Consider the following 16,256-nt stretch of genomic DNA (forward strand, 5'->3'; position numbering starts at 1 on the left):
TCCAGGTGTTGAAGGTGCTGGCGTATAGTACGTTTGCTGTATAGTCCCATGTGATGTGTTGATTGAGTATGTGTTGGGAGTCCGAACATATTGTGAAAAACAGTATGGAGTAAATCCAACCATAACTAGTAATAACATAAATATCTTCATAGCTATATTTTTCGGTTTTCGGTTATATAATTCTTTTTCGCTTTGCTGACAATGCCAACCCGACTCTCAAATTAATTTTATTCTGCTCAGGTAGATGACCCTTAACCTCCGCTCGGTATAGTAAAAGAATCCTACCCCTAAGCCTCTTTGAAAGAGTATATTGCTTGCCTATTCCTAAAGAGGAGGCCAGAACATAGTCATCAACTTCCTCCTTGCTGGCGAAGATCATATCCTTTGACCGCAAGAGTTCGGCTTCCCCATGAACAAAAAATCCTTTTTTAACAATAACATCTCCATATACCCGACCACCATATACATGCATGCTACGTATGTAAGAGGAGTAATCTTTATGATACCCGAAGCGATATACCCCGCCTATACCAGTTGTAATTTTACCCGACAGGCAATAACCTATATGAAGATCAACATCAACAGAATATACTCTCCGGTTATACAACTGAAGCATAACACCGGTCACGATTCTTTTAGCGACTGGTTCGGATGCCATTGCATCTCTCATGGTTCTTTTTAATACCTTCAACGAAGCCGAATCTTTTAGAATCTTTTTTCCTTTCAATAACGCATTTTGAGCTTCGTCAATAGCCGGTGTTAACTGGTTAACTTTATCATTTGCCACATTTCGTATCTTCCGCCTTATGTCTTCTTCTACAAGTTTCTTATCGCTGTGGTGTTGCATCATGGCTTCGTATTCAGCCTGTTTGGAAGTTAGTTTGTTAGTACCTTCTGTTAGCGCTTTGACTTTAGTAAGGCGCTCTGCACTTTTCTCAGTTTGTTGTGCCAACTTGTCCCTATCTGTTATACTATCGACTTTGGTTTCTGCAATTTTGTGTTTATACTCTTCGACTGTTTTAAACTTATTTACGGTATTTTGCGACTGTTGATGTAGGACATTCATTTGCTCTAAGGGCGCCTTCGTTTTGGGTATACCAATTGACGGCAGCTTTATTTCCGGAATGTCGGGAATACTTGATGGCGACTGGATACCTGAAAAATCGATCTCTGATGATTGCACTTCGACTTGTGTGATATCAACTGAATGTGCTACAGGTATAGCAGCTGGGAAATTCTTCAATTTGTTTTGAACATTCGCTTTTAGAATTTTTCGCTCTTTTTCCTCAATCTTCTCTCTCACTTCATTAAACTTATCTTGCTTCATATTAACTACGCTGTCCCCACCTTTAGGAGCATTTCCATATAAATGCATGATTTCACCTTGTAAGCGTCTAGGCATACTATCAACCTTTAGTTTCAATGAATATATACTATGTTTTGATATCGTTAAAGTATCAGCGGATACACCTGAATTATTTAAAGATGTACTCAAAGAGTCAATTACTTTTTTGGGATACTTTAACGTGTCAGCTAATAGTAGCCATTTATCTGTTTTAACTTTATATGATAGTAAATCATTAGACAAATAACAAATCTTCGTGATAGTAGGACGAAACGAGCCAAAATTCTGGTCATTTGCCTGTGCATGCGACAGTTGAATTATTACAAGTAGTATATTTAATATTATTTTGAAGGTTTGCACGTGATCTTCATTTACTATACTCGACACATTTCTAACAAATAATGTTTTGGCGTCAATAATATTCTATAAGTATTATCGACTAAGATTTTTGAGTCGAAATACATTTATAAAATCAACCGTTCGTCCCTATCTTACTTTTTATTGTTCCCTAAACCGAAGCGTTCACCTATTGTGCTGGCACAAACAATTTTTAGACGGCATCTGAAATAAATACTATTTCGGCGAGGTCGATCATCTTCTATCACTATTCCATTAACCCGGGATTTTTGGCTGATCTGCATCGATCTCTCTTCCAAGTTGATCATATAATTTAGATAAACGACTAATTTCCTTTGCGAGAAAATCGTCTAAATCTTTCCAAGAGTTCAACGGTTTTGAATCATCCCTTTCGCAGCGAAATATTTTTGACGATGAAGTGTTTACATAAATAAGGGAACCGTCCCAATTGTAGCTGCCAATGAAAAATTTATCCCCGCCCGCATCTGACGGGCGCTCAAAAGTATTTGTAGTGACAATATCAAAAGGAAGAAACTGAAGTGATTTTCTGTTATAATTCTTACGATAACCAAACAATTCAATACTCGATGAAAACAGCGACAAACCATTATGTTCAGTAGTCAGAAATTTTCGATATTCAATTGGTATCTTCATTTGCAATTGTTTTTCAAGTCCTACCAATATCTTTTCATTATCAATCGGAGCAAACAGTACATGCAACCAAGCTTTAGGAGCTACATGTGGCACCTGACCAAGTAGTATAGTATTATCGGGCTGAACGGAATAACCGAATGCCCTTGCTTCCTCTAGTATACTTCGCGTGTTAAATTTCATTTGCCCTGTTTCATTATTTGTTGTCTATTTATAAAGTTTCCTGTCGTTTTATTACGCCAAGACCCTCGATGCAATTTTAAATGTTCCCCGGTACTCCTTACAAATTTTATGTTATTAGGATTTCCTGCATGTTGCGGAAAATTTTTTACATTTTTAATATGGTGTCCAATAACTCCTTTGATTTGTCCGTTTTTAAGTAGCTCCACCATTTCTTTTCTTGTCCAATTAGTAGTCCCTCGTCCAAGTCTTTTAACGAGCTCAAGTTCTTGCGCCCAAGCTCTCGTTACCGCCAATCTCCTCAAGTAGGAAGTACTTGTAGATGATATTGTCTTACTTGCTACAGACCCCAGTGGCGATAGGCCGACCATAATTTCACCGGTGGGGGGACCGGGATCACGGCCTATCAACTGATACTCGGATACATCATGTATCCAGGCAAATTCGGTTTCATCCTCACTCGTCAGAAGGTAACTGTATAACTCGTATTTTACATACGCTGCACTTGTTCCGGTTGATCCTTCATAAAACACCTCATACCCTTGCTGAGAAAGCTTATATGCCTTATTTAAAAATCCATAACCAGTGAGTGTGTTAGTAAGTCGGGCCCACCATGATTTAGGCTCTTTAATACCTCCCGGCTTCCATTTCACAGTTCCTCCATCTGGATCAACGCAATTAATAGGATCATTTGCCATTCCTACGAAAGGACTCCAGTGCTCCCGTTCCGGATCTACCGACAACCACCGGCCAATCACAGGATCATACTCTCTGAGTTCAAAGTGACTCCACCCAGTTTCTAAATCTCTTTCACTAAACTGACCCTGATAGCCATATCTATATATACTCTCATCTGTCTTCTGTTCTCTCAGTATATCTCCCCACACCCCGTAATCCGTTGCCTGGGCAACAAACACGGGAGAACTATGCGTAACCTTCAGGTCATCAAACCAAACCCATCTATTTTCACTCGCATTACTTACCCAGATATATACATAACCATCTTCTGTCACGACTATCGGCCCCGGTAATGAAAGCATCACAGGTTCTCCAATAGACTCTTCTCCAACTTCGAACCCGGCCTCCTCAGGAACCTGTACCGATAAAGAGCCTATATTCTGCAACGAATTATTGAGCAATACATAGTTTAAATGCGCAAAGGGTCGCTCATCATCTGAACCTGTAAATATACCTGCCAGTGCATTTCCAAATGTCTGACCTGACTGTGCTGCCGATACACCCTCAAGCCCGGCGGCTCCAGTATATGCACCAGCGACAAGAGACGCAAACGTAGCAACAGGAATGGATGTATTGCTTGTGCTGATCTGAAACCGTGACCAAACTTCAGCACGTAACGTATCTCCCGCCTTAACTCGCAACGCTATTGATGGGCCTATTGATTTTTCTGCTGCTCCCTGACCTGTCATACCATCAATCCAATGCAACAGTGATGACTTATTTGGATTGTCAACAACTCCCGGTATACTAGGAGTATGATTCATGCGTTCATTATCATCAACAGCGGTATCTATATTCCGAAAGTATAGCTCTTCCTGCCTGCGAGGGTTAGTAATGTCATTACCCAAATTATCTTCCAGCGTAGCGGTATATGTTAATACATTTTCACGTACAAGTGCTCGCACATTACCTAAATGATCGGTGATTTCATAGTTAACACTTCCATCTTGAGTGGCGTAGTAAGTACCAATTTTACCGGAGCCATATATAGGGACTTCAGTTTGTACCAAAGGATTGTCGTTCAACTCTGAAGGTGCACCCTCCTGCTCATAAATGCTTAGCACACTTCCAGATGCATCACGTATATACCAGGTGGTACGAATTTCGCCCGAACTACCCTGCGGGTAGACTACCTTCGCCAAGCGGAAGCCCCGATCATCATATAGATATTCTATTTTTTTTACAGTCTTACCCGCATCGCTATATACGGCCGTAACTTTACCACTCACATCATACGTTGCATATTGATCGGATTCTTCTTCAACCTTATCCTCACCAATCATTTGGCCAAGCGCGTCATAGGTATATGCATTTACATATCCGGTTACATTCTGTAACCTGTTTGTATTGGATTCATAGGCATACGTGAAATCGTGGACTCGATTACCGTCCTTATCGTAACGCTTCAGTGTCCGTATATTTCCATTCGGATCATACGACATACCTGTAAGCCGGAACATGTTGTCAGACATTGTAAAGGTATTTAACGTATGGTTCGCAACCGCCCAGTTCGCTTCCTTGATCTGATATTTGTCATCGTACTCGTACAGATACATCCCTGTGTAATCACCTTTCCCTGTCTCATGGGCTTCATCGGTACGCCATGAAACAGCAGTAATCAGACCGTTGTATAAAGGTTTAACTGTATGATTTGACGCGGGTGGAGTGTCCAGCGCCTGCACTTTGATCGGCTCAGATTCCAACACTAAACCTGTGACGATCGTATTCGTCATCTTCCATCGGTATATACCTATATCTGCCGATGATACAGCGGTCTTCTTAAATGTTTGACCACTGGCATCTTCATTCTGCGAAGTAATATCCTGCCAACTACCATTCGACTGCTGCTTCTCCCAGGTAACAGTACTGTGTTGACCTTTCGGTCGTGCAGTAATCACTAAGGTTAGGCCCGGAGTAACCGACATATCGTCTGTGGGTATAGCTTTTTGTGGCGTATATACCGGTGCTATATTAGATGAGGTTACCAGAGGTTCAAGTGACGTAAAATCAAGATAGTTATTGGAAACATCTAAATCCACAAAGTCACCGTAAGAGCTAACATTCGAAAGATCCGGCAGGGACGTTAATGCATTGTCCGATATATTTAGGCGATACAGCACTGGAAAGTTATTTTCTGATATCGCAGATGGGAAAGAACTAAATTCATTACCAGAAAGTTCGAGTAGTGCAAGGTTCGATAATGAGCCGAATGAGGAAGGAAGGCTAGACAGGCTATTACCATTCAGCACTACATATTGTAATCCCGACAACGATCCCCAAGCGTGCGGAAGAGATCTAATCTTGTTATCAGATAAATTCACCTCATAGAATGATGCAACATCCGCTACATCACTAGCCGTAAAAGGTGCAAACCCCGTAATCTTGTTAGCAGATAATCGCGCGATCCAAAGATCCTTTAACTTCCAGAATGCTAGCGGAATCTTCCCCTCCAAGTTGTTCCCTTCCATGATAACGGTATTGATATACCCGTCTTCTTCCGAGGCCCCATACAGGTTCATCGGCCAGTTACTCACCGGGGGCCAGTTATACTGATTGGTCCAGTTAACCCCGCCCAAACTATCATAAAAGGTACGTAGTGCTAAAAACTCCGGAGTTGGCTCTACTACCGGTTCATCGGCTGCTATCAGGAATGTAACTGTAGGATTTACAATTTTGGCTCCTGTGGTCTTAATGGTGGCGAACATCTGAAGAGCTCCTTGATATGAATCAGCCTCCATGTATACTGTAATGCCATTACGCTTCCAGTAGATTGTGCTGCCAATACGTTCTACGCGGAACACATCATTAAGCTGTGGTGACGACACCGTAGCCATATTCGTTCCGTTTTCATATATATATACATTTGTACCGAAGGTGAGAAAGCCAAAATCAATCGATGTATAGCTGTTATCCAGATTCTGGTCCAGTAAACCAAATGCTTTCTCTTCATTGAATGCGTCAAGCTTGAACTCTGCCCACCCATCAGCACCAGCAGCAAGAATCTCTGTTGATGTAACCCAGGCATTACCATAACCTGATGAGGCCGTCTTTGTAAGCGTATTGTTGGCGAACGTAATGCCAATCTGATTGCTCCAGGTCGGTGTAACGGTAAGAGGACCACCAAACGAAACTTTTAAATCATTAACGTAACCTGCATTACTATACATGGAAACGTCTGCTATCAGAGAAGACTGTAAGGCATTATTAGCGGTATAAATTTCATCATTGTTGCGTTCGAACACTATATCTGTTCCAATACGTTTTATACGTAAGACATCACCTAATGCTACATTAAAGCTTAGTACACTTGTACCATTCAGACGGATATAGGATAATGCAGTCGACGTTAAATGAAATGAATAATCTATATGATAGAACTGATTATCGGAGTTCACATCCGAAAGCCCAAAAACAAATTGACCACGATTTAATGAAGTAATAATATATTCTATTGTACCATCTGCATTATTAGGTAAACGATTGACCGATGCTGCACCGGCATTACCCCAACCACTCGCAGCAATCTTTGTTATACTATTACCACTTATGGTAACGCCCACCCCATCTGTCCAGCTAACATCCTGCAGAGCACCAGACTGACCGCATGCCGAGATTGGATGCAGAAACACACTTAACATCAACAATAAAATCAGTCGATAAATTATTAAACGCATAGACAGATGTAGTTAACTATATATCCAGACAATTACTCAATTATGACGGCACTCCTATTTAAATCTCTCCAACACTTGCATATACTTTGGAGTCTCTGCGCCATTTTTCTTATCCCCTATATTTGACTGCTCGCTAAAGTTCAGTTGGGGTCCAAACCGCATGAAGGGTTGACGATTGGATACAGATACCTGTACTATCTCTGGCAAACCATGCCTTTTTCTGACATCAGGCACTCCGGATACAACCGAGTATAAATTATTCATTTCACTTTGGTAATAATCAAGCGTCATCCCGAAAACATCATTACCATCAGCACCAGGATCTTGCGCGGGGTCAGGGTGATTGATTTGAGTTAGCCAGCCATGAATGTTATAAACAAAGTCAATACCTTGCAAATTTTCGCCAAGTTCAATGCGCTTGAGTGGTCCGTGTAAATAATATTCATAGGTGGCCCGAAGTCTTCGAGACGCATTTTCTTCCAAACTTGTATAAGCCTTACTCAAACGTTTCTCTGCGTCATACTCGTAGTGATGATAAAACTGTTGAAGCCTATTGCCGTGGAGGTCGTAAGTAACATTAGCGACAGTGAGGATATTACCCAAGAAATCATGGGTGTACCTTACTATAAATAAACGTGGAAGAGTTTTTGGTTTCTGAGCAATCCACACAACGCGTCCGAACTCATCGTAACCATACCACGTTTGTATATTAACGTTCTTACTTGTCGAAACTGCGCTTCTAACAAAAGTCTGATCAAACTCAGAAGGTAAATTCAGAGTGTTAAACACTTCGGTGTCTTTGAAATCATAAAATGTCTCTACCCAATCCTTCCTTGAATCCTGTGTCCAGTTCTCATCTGCTGACGTTTCCTCGAGTACGTTGTTCATCTCTGATGAAACAAACACCGACGAATCCATCGGTATAAATTTCACTTCAGTTCCCGTGTACTCTCCTGATTCCACTGGTCTTCCAAAAGGATCATAGTGAGTATAAGAAAACCGATTGCTTTTTCGCTGCTCTGCATTTTGAGAAAAACGAATATTTCCATCTTTCCGATATACATATCTTGTGCGTCCAGCATCCGGTTCGCGCAGCTCCAACAGCCAACCTCGATGATTATACTTATAGGTAGTTTTGTCAATAGTGCTATAGGCCGTGCCTGATTTCCAACTCACAAATCCATTCGGTGACACCGAAGAAATTAATCTTCCAGCATCGTTATAGAATTGATAGGAGACGTCCGTAAAGTAGTTCGTATAACTAAGGGTAACCTCACTATTGTTGTTGTTTAAAAGAACGCGATAGAAACCGGCAGGCCAAACGCCGTTAGATCCTGCAAATGTCTGCCCTATATCTTTTCGTTCATTTGTTACAATATTTTCGATAACAAAGTCAATGCTTCCGGTAATGGATACAGGCTGGTCATGTAAAATATAAAAGTATGTCATACGGCGATAATTTGAAGACAATGGGTCAGCACTGGAAACAACCGAGTTCGATATAGCCAGTGCATAACCACCCGGCTCATTTACTCCAGCTCGAGCGGACATAACATTATTCCCTTCTTTGTCTGCTATAGTGATGGTATATTTACCATTCTGATCCCTGGCAACAGTTTGGAGTCCTTCGTTTTTTAGCGCACCATCATGCACTATACCCGTGATTGCCGTGGATCTTTTAGATAGGTAATCATTGAGTTCGCCATATATAGGGAACGTACCGGACAAAATTTCCCGACCACTCCCTCTTCGGAGGGCCTCTCCCAGACCACTGCTGGACTTTACTTCGCCAGTCCCATCGTTATAGTATTCAACTTGGGTATAGGGAAAATTAGAAATAGGTACATGATTTTCCAGCGAATTGGCCGCACTATAATACCATCCAACAGTCCCGATTCGATCAGAGGGAATAGTATATGAGCCCTCTGCGTTTTCACGAATAACAAGTTCCGGACTATATGAAAAAGCATTGGATAAAATCGGTGCTGCTAATGTCGAACCAACGACACGGTCATATTTATCTCGGAATTCACCGGATGAAAACACGCGATTACCATCCAAATTATGAACGAGTGTCTGTGTTTGAAGTGGATTACCATTGTTATCAAAAAAACGCTTACTTTCAGCAAAAGGTATATTTGACATTCCATCGAAGGACTTTGTATATATAGAATTGATACCAGCATCATCAGCAAATTGGACATCAACGGAGACAGCTTCGCCCCATGTTCCAGTTACTCTATCTTTGCCACGTATATAGTATATACCGGGGGAGTATATCCGTTGATTGACAACTTGGCCTTCTTCAATAAAAGATTTAACAACGGAAGCATTGCTGGCGCCACTTGTTACAAAATAGTAGTCTGCAAATTGCAGGATATGATCACGGTCATTGTTAACGAAATAAAGATCACTATATCCTATTTGTTTGGCACTGCGCACTTCTGCAACCGGAGGAATATAACTTACAGTAATTGCCAAAGGGCCGGTTGCAGTCGTCCAACAGCTTCCTTGGGAGTTATATCTGCGTACCCAGAATGTCCCCGCTTCTGTTACAGTACGCGTTCCCATTAAATTACGATCCATAGATGTTCCACTGGCGGATACCTGCCAGTAATGATCACTGGCTTGCGTGTTACCCTTTATTACCTTTTTGTGATATGGCGTTGCGCTTTCTGCAACAGGTAGTACGATTGTAGACAGCACACTCACATTAATGCTTGACTGCACGGCGCATCCCGATGCGGCACGCTGCACAACAAATTGAGTGGACGAAGTAACATTGTTAAATGTTGCAGATGTACCAGTAGCAGAATATCCTGCTGGGATTGACGACCATGTATAGTTGCCAGAGGACGCATTGGTGACTGTCAAGGTTACGCTTCCACTAGCACATATACTCAATGCAGAGGATTGAATGACGGGAGCAGTAGGTGCTGAGGTAATCACAATGGAGCTTGATCCTGCATCTCCCCACACCAGGCCTCCATGGCCGTCATCCCCGAGAAGAATTTGGTAGGTGACCTGATATGTTTTCGCTGTAGGAAATGAATAGTCCAGTACGGTAGTTCCAACGGCGGCTTGAACACCATCTACAAACCAGTAAAATGTTCCATCATAGGAATCACAAGCAACATTGAAGTAAACCTGTTGATCTGTGCATGCTGTTGATGGTCCATTAATTACGCAGTTGTTGGAGGGTTGTGCAAGCGCTGGTATACATATCATGCACATGACTATGACTACTAATAGACGACAAATTTTATTAAGAATGTCAGCAGGATTTACTTTCATATTAATGTCATGGTTATTAGTCCTCGATAATTGTTCCACAACCGCCGCCGGAGTTAAGACTTGTACAGTTGCTGGGAGCCAATGGTCGGAGATCTGGTGGTATATCCGACACATTCCAAACCCTGATCTTATCTCCCAATTGACCACACGCATTGTAGAAGCGATAATCGTAGCTTCCATCGTAACACGGCCCAGTTGTACTCTGAGCAAGGTGACATTCCACAACGCCACCAGTATAGTTGGTAAACTGTGCAACCACAGTATGTTGCGTTAATACGTTCACCAACGTAATCTTATTACCACTCACAATAACCTTAGTACCATCAAAAAGGATAGTTTCAGATTGTGAAAGATTCAGAACTTTATTATCAATAGATATTGACAATAAATTGTTGCTATTACAATGCTCCTGGATAGTAAATGATACATCTGTACCTTGCTCTGCAACAAGTACTCCAGAAGGGTATATCAATCCCGAGTTTCCGGAAGAGTTGCTTGTTATGGGAACAGAATAGCTCTTCCCTTTCCCGTAGTTATAGTCAATGTCAGCTAACTTGACAACACCTTCATTACCATATGCCCGCTGAAATGATTCCGTAGTGGTAGATGTGAGACGTCCCACATCGTCATATTCGTAGAATGTATATATATTATTATTATTTAATATATAAGAGAGTTCGTCCCATTGATTATAGACATAGCTAACCATTGAAGACTCCGCCGGATGAATTCGATAATCATCTATATATATAGCCTGCGATCCATTATTGATTATTTTGGAGGTAAGATCTATAGTTGGGTCTGTTGTATTTTTACTTATAGGCAAATCTATTTCGCATAGCCACCAATTGCCGGATCGCTTCGCCTTTGTCATATCCACTGGTATTGACTGTGGGGTACCAAGAGAAGATGCGGTATTTAATTGATACCTCCAAGTTATAGGTTGAACGGATGACGCATGAAGCCAGAAACTAATATGCATCTTAAAATCATACCTTTTTGATTCGAGCTTTAAATTTGATTGGCAGCTCGCTCCATTGGCTGGTATAGCGAGGCTTTTGTCTCCCGTGTGTTTGTACGTATTGGTGATAGTACCGTCCAGTTTTTGAATGGCGCTTCCGGAATAATTCCCATTAGCAAAATCTTCAGCTCCTGTATAAGCAAACTCCGTATAGCGAGCAGGTGCTGCCGTTGCAATTACCCGCCAGTGATCCGACATCATTCTAGTTGCCGCGTAGTTTTTGTTTACGTCTGTTGCTTCCAGTGGATGCGAGTAAAAATCGTAGAGACTTACCTCACCATTTTTTTGCCACCCTGCAGGTGTATCCTGCCCGCGATTCCAGGCCGTAAACTCTGTAACACTTGCCACCGGGTAAAGGCCGTCATTCTGCAGTGCTACGTAATCTTGCCCTATAAAGTTAAATGAAGCGTACTTTCTCCAAACCTGAGATTGATTAATATACACCTGATCATTTTCAGGACTTATCACAGGTATAGCATTACTCCACGTTTGAACAGAAGCTGAATGAAGTCCCGATTTAGTCTGATCCGCGGCATTTACTTTATACACATAATTAGCACCCGATTGTTCAATCATATGTTTATTGCTCTGCTGTGAAGCTTGATAGAACATTTTAAGCCCAAGTGCTGGATAGACATGGTAGGCCGGAGTTGATACTGTAAGGAAGGAATTTCCGTATCCATCTGTGGTCAAGGATTGAGTGGTTACGCCACTATAAAAATCAAAGGCTTTAACAATGGACGTCGTTCGAATACCTGTTTTATAATTTATAGAGGTCGCACCTGTCTGAACTGCTGGATATGTTTCACGCTTTGTAACTAATCCTTGAAGAACGTTTGACTCACTTGAAAAATTAACAAGTCGGCCGTGATTGAAGACTTCATCAATCTGCCCTTGATTATTATAACGATTCAGCAATGTACCGTACTGTTCGCTATTACCCTCAAAGGATAGGTCCGTCTGCTCATCGTGCAAGTAATGATTTAATGTCTGAGCAATCCTTTCTCCGTGTGCGTCAAACAAAGTGATCGACTTCAATGCACCTATACGACTTGTAAAATCACGTAAAACCCGTTTTGATTTTGATATGCTGTTATAGTTTTGTCCTCGATAGGTGCCATTCGCGGATGTTGATGTTGGAGCGATACTAGTCATATCAATCAAGCCCGTGTCGAACGTTTGGAACTCAAATTCGCTATACCCTGGAATTGTCTCCGAAGCATTGTCCCCATTTGTAAATATTTCTTTCACACGCACTTTGCTATAGTACACAGCTGGTGCTGGCACATCTCTGGCAAGAGTCATCATCTTGATAAATGGCCTTAGCAAGTATCCCTTTATATAAGCATCGGTCGTAGCATTATTGGTGATGTAGGCCGATATATTATTAATCTTCAGTGGCTCATAGGACGTGACTCCCGACGACTTATTATCAAACTCATATTCGTATACTGTACTCCGGCGGGTGTTCGTTGTTGGATCTTCCAATGAAATAGACTTTACACGTAAACCTCCACCCCACTGAATGTCCCTGGATTTTAAATTAATAACACAGCCATGGATAGCTTGAAATGATTCATATCCTATATAAAATCGCATCCGTATATACTTTGAACTTACCTGCTGAACTTCCGCTTGATTGATTAGGTAATTTCCGCATTGTTGCTGATCACCAGTAGTTCCAGGAGGACCTGGAACGGTGTTACACCCATAGCCCCCTCCAGCTAAATCCACAAAGTCACCAACTTTATAGATTTTGCTGAAATCCACTGGCGCTAATTCATCTAAAGAAGCTTCCAAAAAGACTGTCGTTGCATTTCCTGGTACAGTAGGCGGTGTTGTTTCGGTTGTGTTTCCTGACAGATGGAGTGGAATAGTCAAGTTTTCGCTCAAAATACTTTTGCCATATGTATCAGATTCATATACTATATTTATGGAAGCGCCAGTACTCGTTTCAATTCGCCGAAGTGACCACGCATCAACATTTTTTCCAGAGGATTCAGTGGGGAATCGATCCATATTGGGATCATCAGTTTTAGTATAATCTCCCTTGAAGTATGTCCACATATCGTAACAGTCCTTATTGTATGGAGGATTTTTAGTTTGCACTGCTTGTATGCGATTACCTATAAAGGGAAGATTGTCTGAGAAAATTTTCACCTCAGCACTTGCCTGATTTTTTCTGATAAATCCATAGTATACATTCTCACCTTGAGTGAGCTTGACAATGTCACCAACCTGAAAGGGCTCATATTGAAAATTTGAGAGCGTACAGATTTTTGTACTAGCGTTTACTGCGGCAACCGTTCCATAGCCACTGGATGGATCCGTATAGTCATAAGCAAAATATATAGGTGGAATTAATGATGCGCTGTTTTTACCTTTAAAAGAAACAGATTTTAATGTCAATTTTCCAAGCTTAGTTTGTGGCGTATTTGCAGGATGATAGTTATCACATCCCTCGCAATCATAGAGAGTTCCCAACTCATCAAAACTATTTGGCGTTTCTGGAGAAAGTGAATAATCATAACTCAGATCAATGGTGCGCAAAGCCTTACCTGTAGGAAAGGTTGTAGATTGTATATCATATACATCTAAAACATTCTCGCCATAATGCGTCGTCCATATTTTTTTCTCTGTAGATTTCAGCCAATCATACGAGAAGGTATCATTGTATTCCGAGTTTAAATTATTGTAGGACGCACTAGCTATATCTTCATTCTTAAATAACAATATAGAGTTCAATTTTAGTGTAGACACAGGAAGCAATGTATACTCTACTTTGTCATAGCTCGGAAGATTGGGATTGTTTCCTCCTATAGTTATGGTCCTTTTTGCCGGCGAGAACGATCCTTCATCAACATAAGCTACACTTGGGCCAGTTACTGTTCTGACGCTAACATCCTCTTGTGGCGACTCTCCTTTGCCATCAGCACGAAGTTCCTTAACAAAGAATGCTGTATGTGTGGCCGTCCTTATAGAATTCAGATAATAGAGCTCTTTCTTGCCCTTTGAGAAAGATTGAAAACGTGTATCAAGGTCGTCGTTAAAACCAAGGGCTGGGTTTCTCCACCGGTACTCGTCAGTCCACTTACCATATTGAAAGGATACCCAGTAACCCCAATCATATTCATTCATCATGCCATCAGCATCGCCATTGGGGCCACGGTCCACATAGTCAGGACCTGTAACACCCGTCAAGTACCAAGTATAGGCATACTTTCCATGCTGCTCTAAGTTGTTAAATGAAATCTTTTCCCGTGTATCCTTATTCTGTGAGTATATATATTCCTCACTCGAGTATGCAGGTAATGCGAAGTGGTAGCTTACGCCGCTTCCATTCGTAATAACAAATGCGCCAACTTTGCCATCCGTTTTACTACGAACAAATCCAGGTGCATCGCACTCCAAAAATCCACGACCATGTGCGGAAGCGAGATTATCTATTATTTCATCATTGGTAAAATATTCTATATGTCGCGACCCGGGCACATATGGTAAACGCCTTTTTGCTCCAGGTACATTATTATAACCCTCCTGCCCGGTGATGACGCTTTGGTATGGAAAAAGAAGTGGTATATTCTCCGTTTGTGCATACGTACTATTCATACGCCCCTCCCAATCTTGATAGTCTACTTCTGGTTGATTGGGATGTGTATAGTTTTGAAGCGTTTGATTAAGTAACACTTCAGGTGCTTCATTTAATACTCGGTTTGAAAAATCATTTACAAAGCGATATTGTACTCCGATTGAATGCTGAGGTATATAATAATTCAAAATCTCTTTTGTATTATTAGATTGTTTAACTACATCTTGAGATGAAAGGCTTACTGCATAATGGTAGGGTCTGAAGCTCCCACCCAATCCTTGAGCATTTACACTATATAGATCGTAATCGGCAAAACTACCCTCTAAATATTTTTGAACATTATTCTCGCTAGAGATACTGTTCCAACCCTCAAGGTGGTAGGTATCAAATACTTTTGTGGAAATTTCACCAGGATCTGATTCGGGAAAATACAAGCTTCCATAGTTGAGATAGTCTTCTCTTTGGCTTAACCAGTAACGTGTGTAATCCCTACCTAAGTGTATACTGAGCCAGTAAAACACCGGAATGTCGACAGCGAAATTCTTTGATCGTGTACTGACATCATCAGATTTCGAATTATTAAATGAAGATTGTATACCTGATATCCCTACCGTTGCGCTTTTTTCATCAGTAGAAATCGATGCACCCAAAGCATTCAAACCTGTATTAGTGGAGAGACCCGCGGACGCTCCAACTCGCATCTTCCCACTGGTATTTAAACTGGCCTGGGCGTTAAGCCCAGCATTCATCGATTGACTAACTGACATTCCAATACCAACACCGATTCCTACACTTCCCGATATTTCTTGTCCATAGGGAGATACACCTATTTGAAAGTTTAGGGAAGCAGGTGTGTTTCCCAACTTCAGGCCAATACTTGCGTATCCACCTACTCCCCGTCCCCGGTATGTGTCGCTGGCAAATACTAAGCCCGAGCTAACGCTTGCGACGTTGGCTATTCCTATAGAAACACCATACGTATTTATGGTCGTCTCGCCACCTTCCCAAAATACATGATTCATTGTCTGAGCACCACTGAAATCATCCGGCACTCCATTTACTATTCGATTGATACTACCAGGATTAAGCGTAAATCCCAATCCAACCCAACTGGCGTCAACACCAGGCTGTATGCCTGCGTGGTAAGACAACGACAACGGATATCCTCCAGACGGACCAGGAACCTCCAAAAGCGGCATATTATATACTAAATCGCCAGTTATTGTGTTCACCATATCTGTAGTATCAACGGGTTCGAAACTGGTGGCTTCCGGCGCCGTAGGGCCTGAAGTTAGCGCCCACGAAATCGTTGGCGAAACTACCGTGACAATGATTTCGAATAGAAAGAAGACGGCAACACCCTTTAGTAAAAATTTGTTACGTATCATAATAGCGTTTAGTGCGGCT

At 41.5% G+C, this 16,256-nt stretch carries 5 protein-coding genes; all 5 read right to left on the reverse strand.

The genetic code is table 11. The features are described 5' to 3' along the window. Positions 1-172: 172 nt before the first annotated feature. The 5 genes from B5Y40_RS23830 to B5Y40_RS23850 all read right to left on the reverse strand — a co-directional run bounded on the left by B5Y40_RS23830 (position 173) and on the right by B5Y40_RS23850 (position 16,237). Positions 173-1,705, reverse strand: coding sequence for a hypothetical protein (locus B5Y40_RS23830; RefSeq protein WP_143785919.1), 1,533 nt, complete (start codon positions 1,703-1,705; stop codon positions 173-175). Between the two features lie 252 nt (positions 1,706-1,957). After that, positions 1,958-2,536, reverse strand: a complete 579-nt coding sequence (locus B5Y40_RS23835) for an SMI1/KNR4 family protein (protein WP_079689389.1) — start codon at positions 2,534-2,536, stop codon at positions 1,958-1,960. After that, complete coding sequence (locus tag B5Y40_RS23840) at positions 2,533-6,945, reverse strand: RHS repeat-associated core domain-containing protein (protein WP_079689390.1); 4,413 nt, start codon at positions 6,943-6,945, stop codon at positions 2,533-2,535. The genes B5Y40_RS23835 and B5Y40_RS23840 overlap by 4 nt, the downstream gene beginning before the upstream one ends. Positions 6,946-6,999: 54 nt before the next feature. Beyond that, positions 7,000-10,173, reverse strand: coding sequence for an Ig-like domain-containing protein (locus B5Y40_RS23845; protein WP_079689391.1), 3,174 nt, complete (start codon positions 10,171-10,173; stop codon positions 7,000-7,002). An 82-nt stretch (positions 10,174-10,255) separates the two neighbouring features. Next, a complete protein-coding gene (locus B5Y40_RS23850; protein WP_079689392.1) occupies positions 10,256-16,237 on the reverse strand; it encodes a hypothetical protein in 5,982 nt (1,993 codons plus the stop codon). Positions 16,238-16,256: the final 19 nt, after the last annotated feature.

It is taken from the genome of Ohtaekwangia koreensis (genome assembly GCF_900167975.1).
In the GTDB taxonomy this organism is placed as follows: domain Bacteria; phylum Bacteroidota; class Bacteroidia; order Cytophagales; family Cyclobacteriaceae; genus Ohtaekwangia; species Ohtaekwangia koreensis.

Excerpts from the sequence above, each read along its gene's own strand:
- B5Y40_RS23840 (WP_079689390.1), bottom strand. The coding sequence starts at position 6,945 with ATGCGTTTAATAATTTATCGACTGATTTTATTGTTGATGTTAAGTGTG.
- B5Y40_RS23845 (WP_079689391.1), bottom strand. The coding sequence starts at position 10,173 with ATGATATGTATACCAGCGCTTGCACAACCCTCCAACAACTGCGTAATT.
- B5Y40_RS23835 (WP_079689389.1), bottom strand. The coding sequence starts at position 2,536 with ATGAAATTTAACACGCGAAGTATACTAGAGGAAGCAAGGGCATTCGGT.
- B5Y40_RS23850 (WP_079689392.1), bottom strand. The coding sequence starts at position 16,237 with ATGATACGTAACAAATTTTTACTAAAGGGTGTTGCCGTCTTCTTTCTA.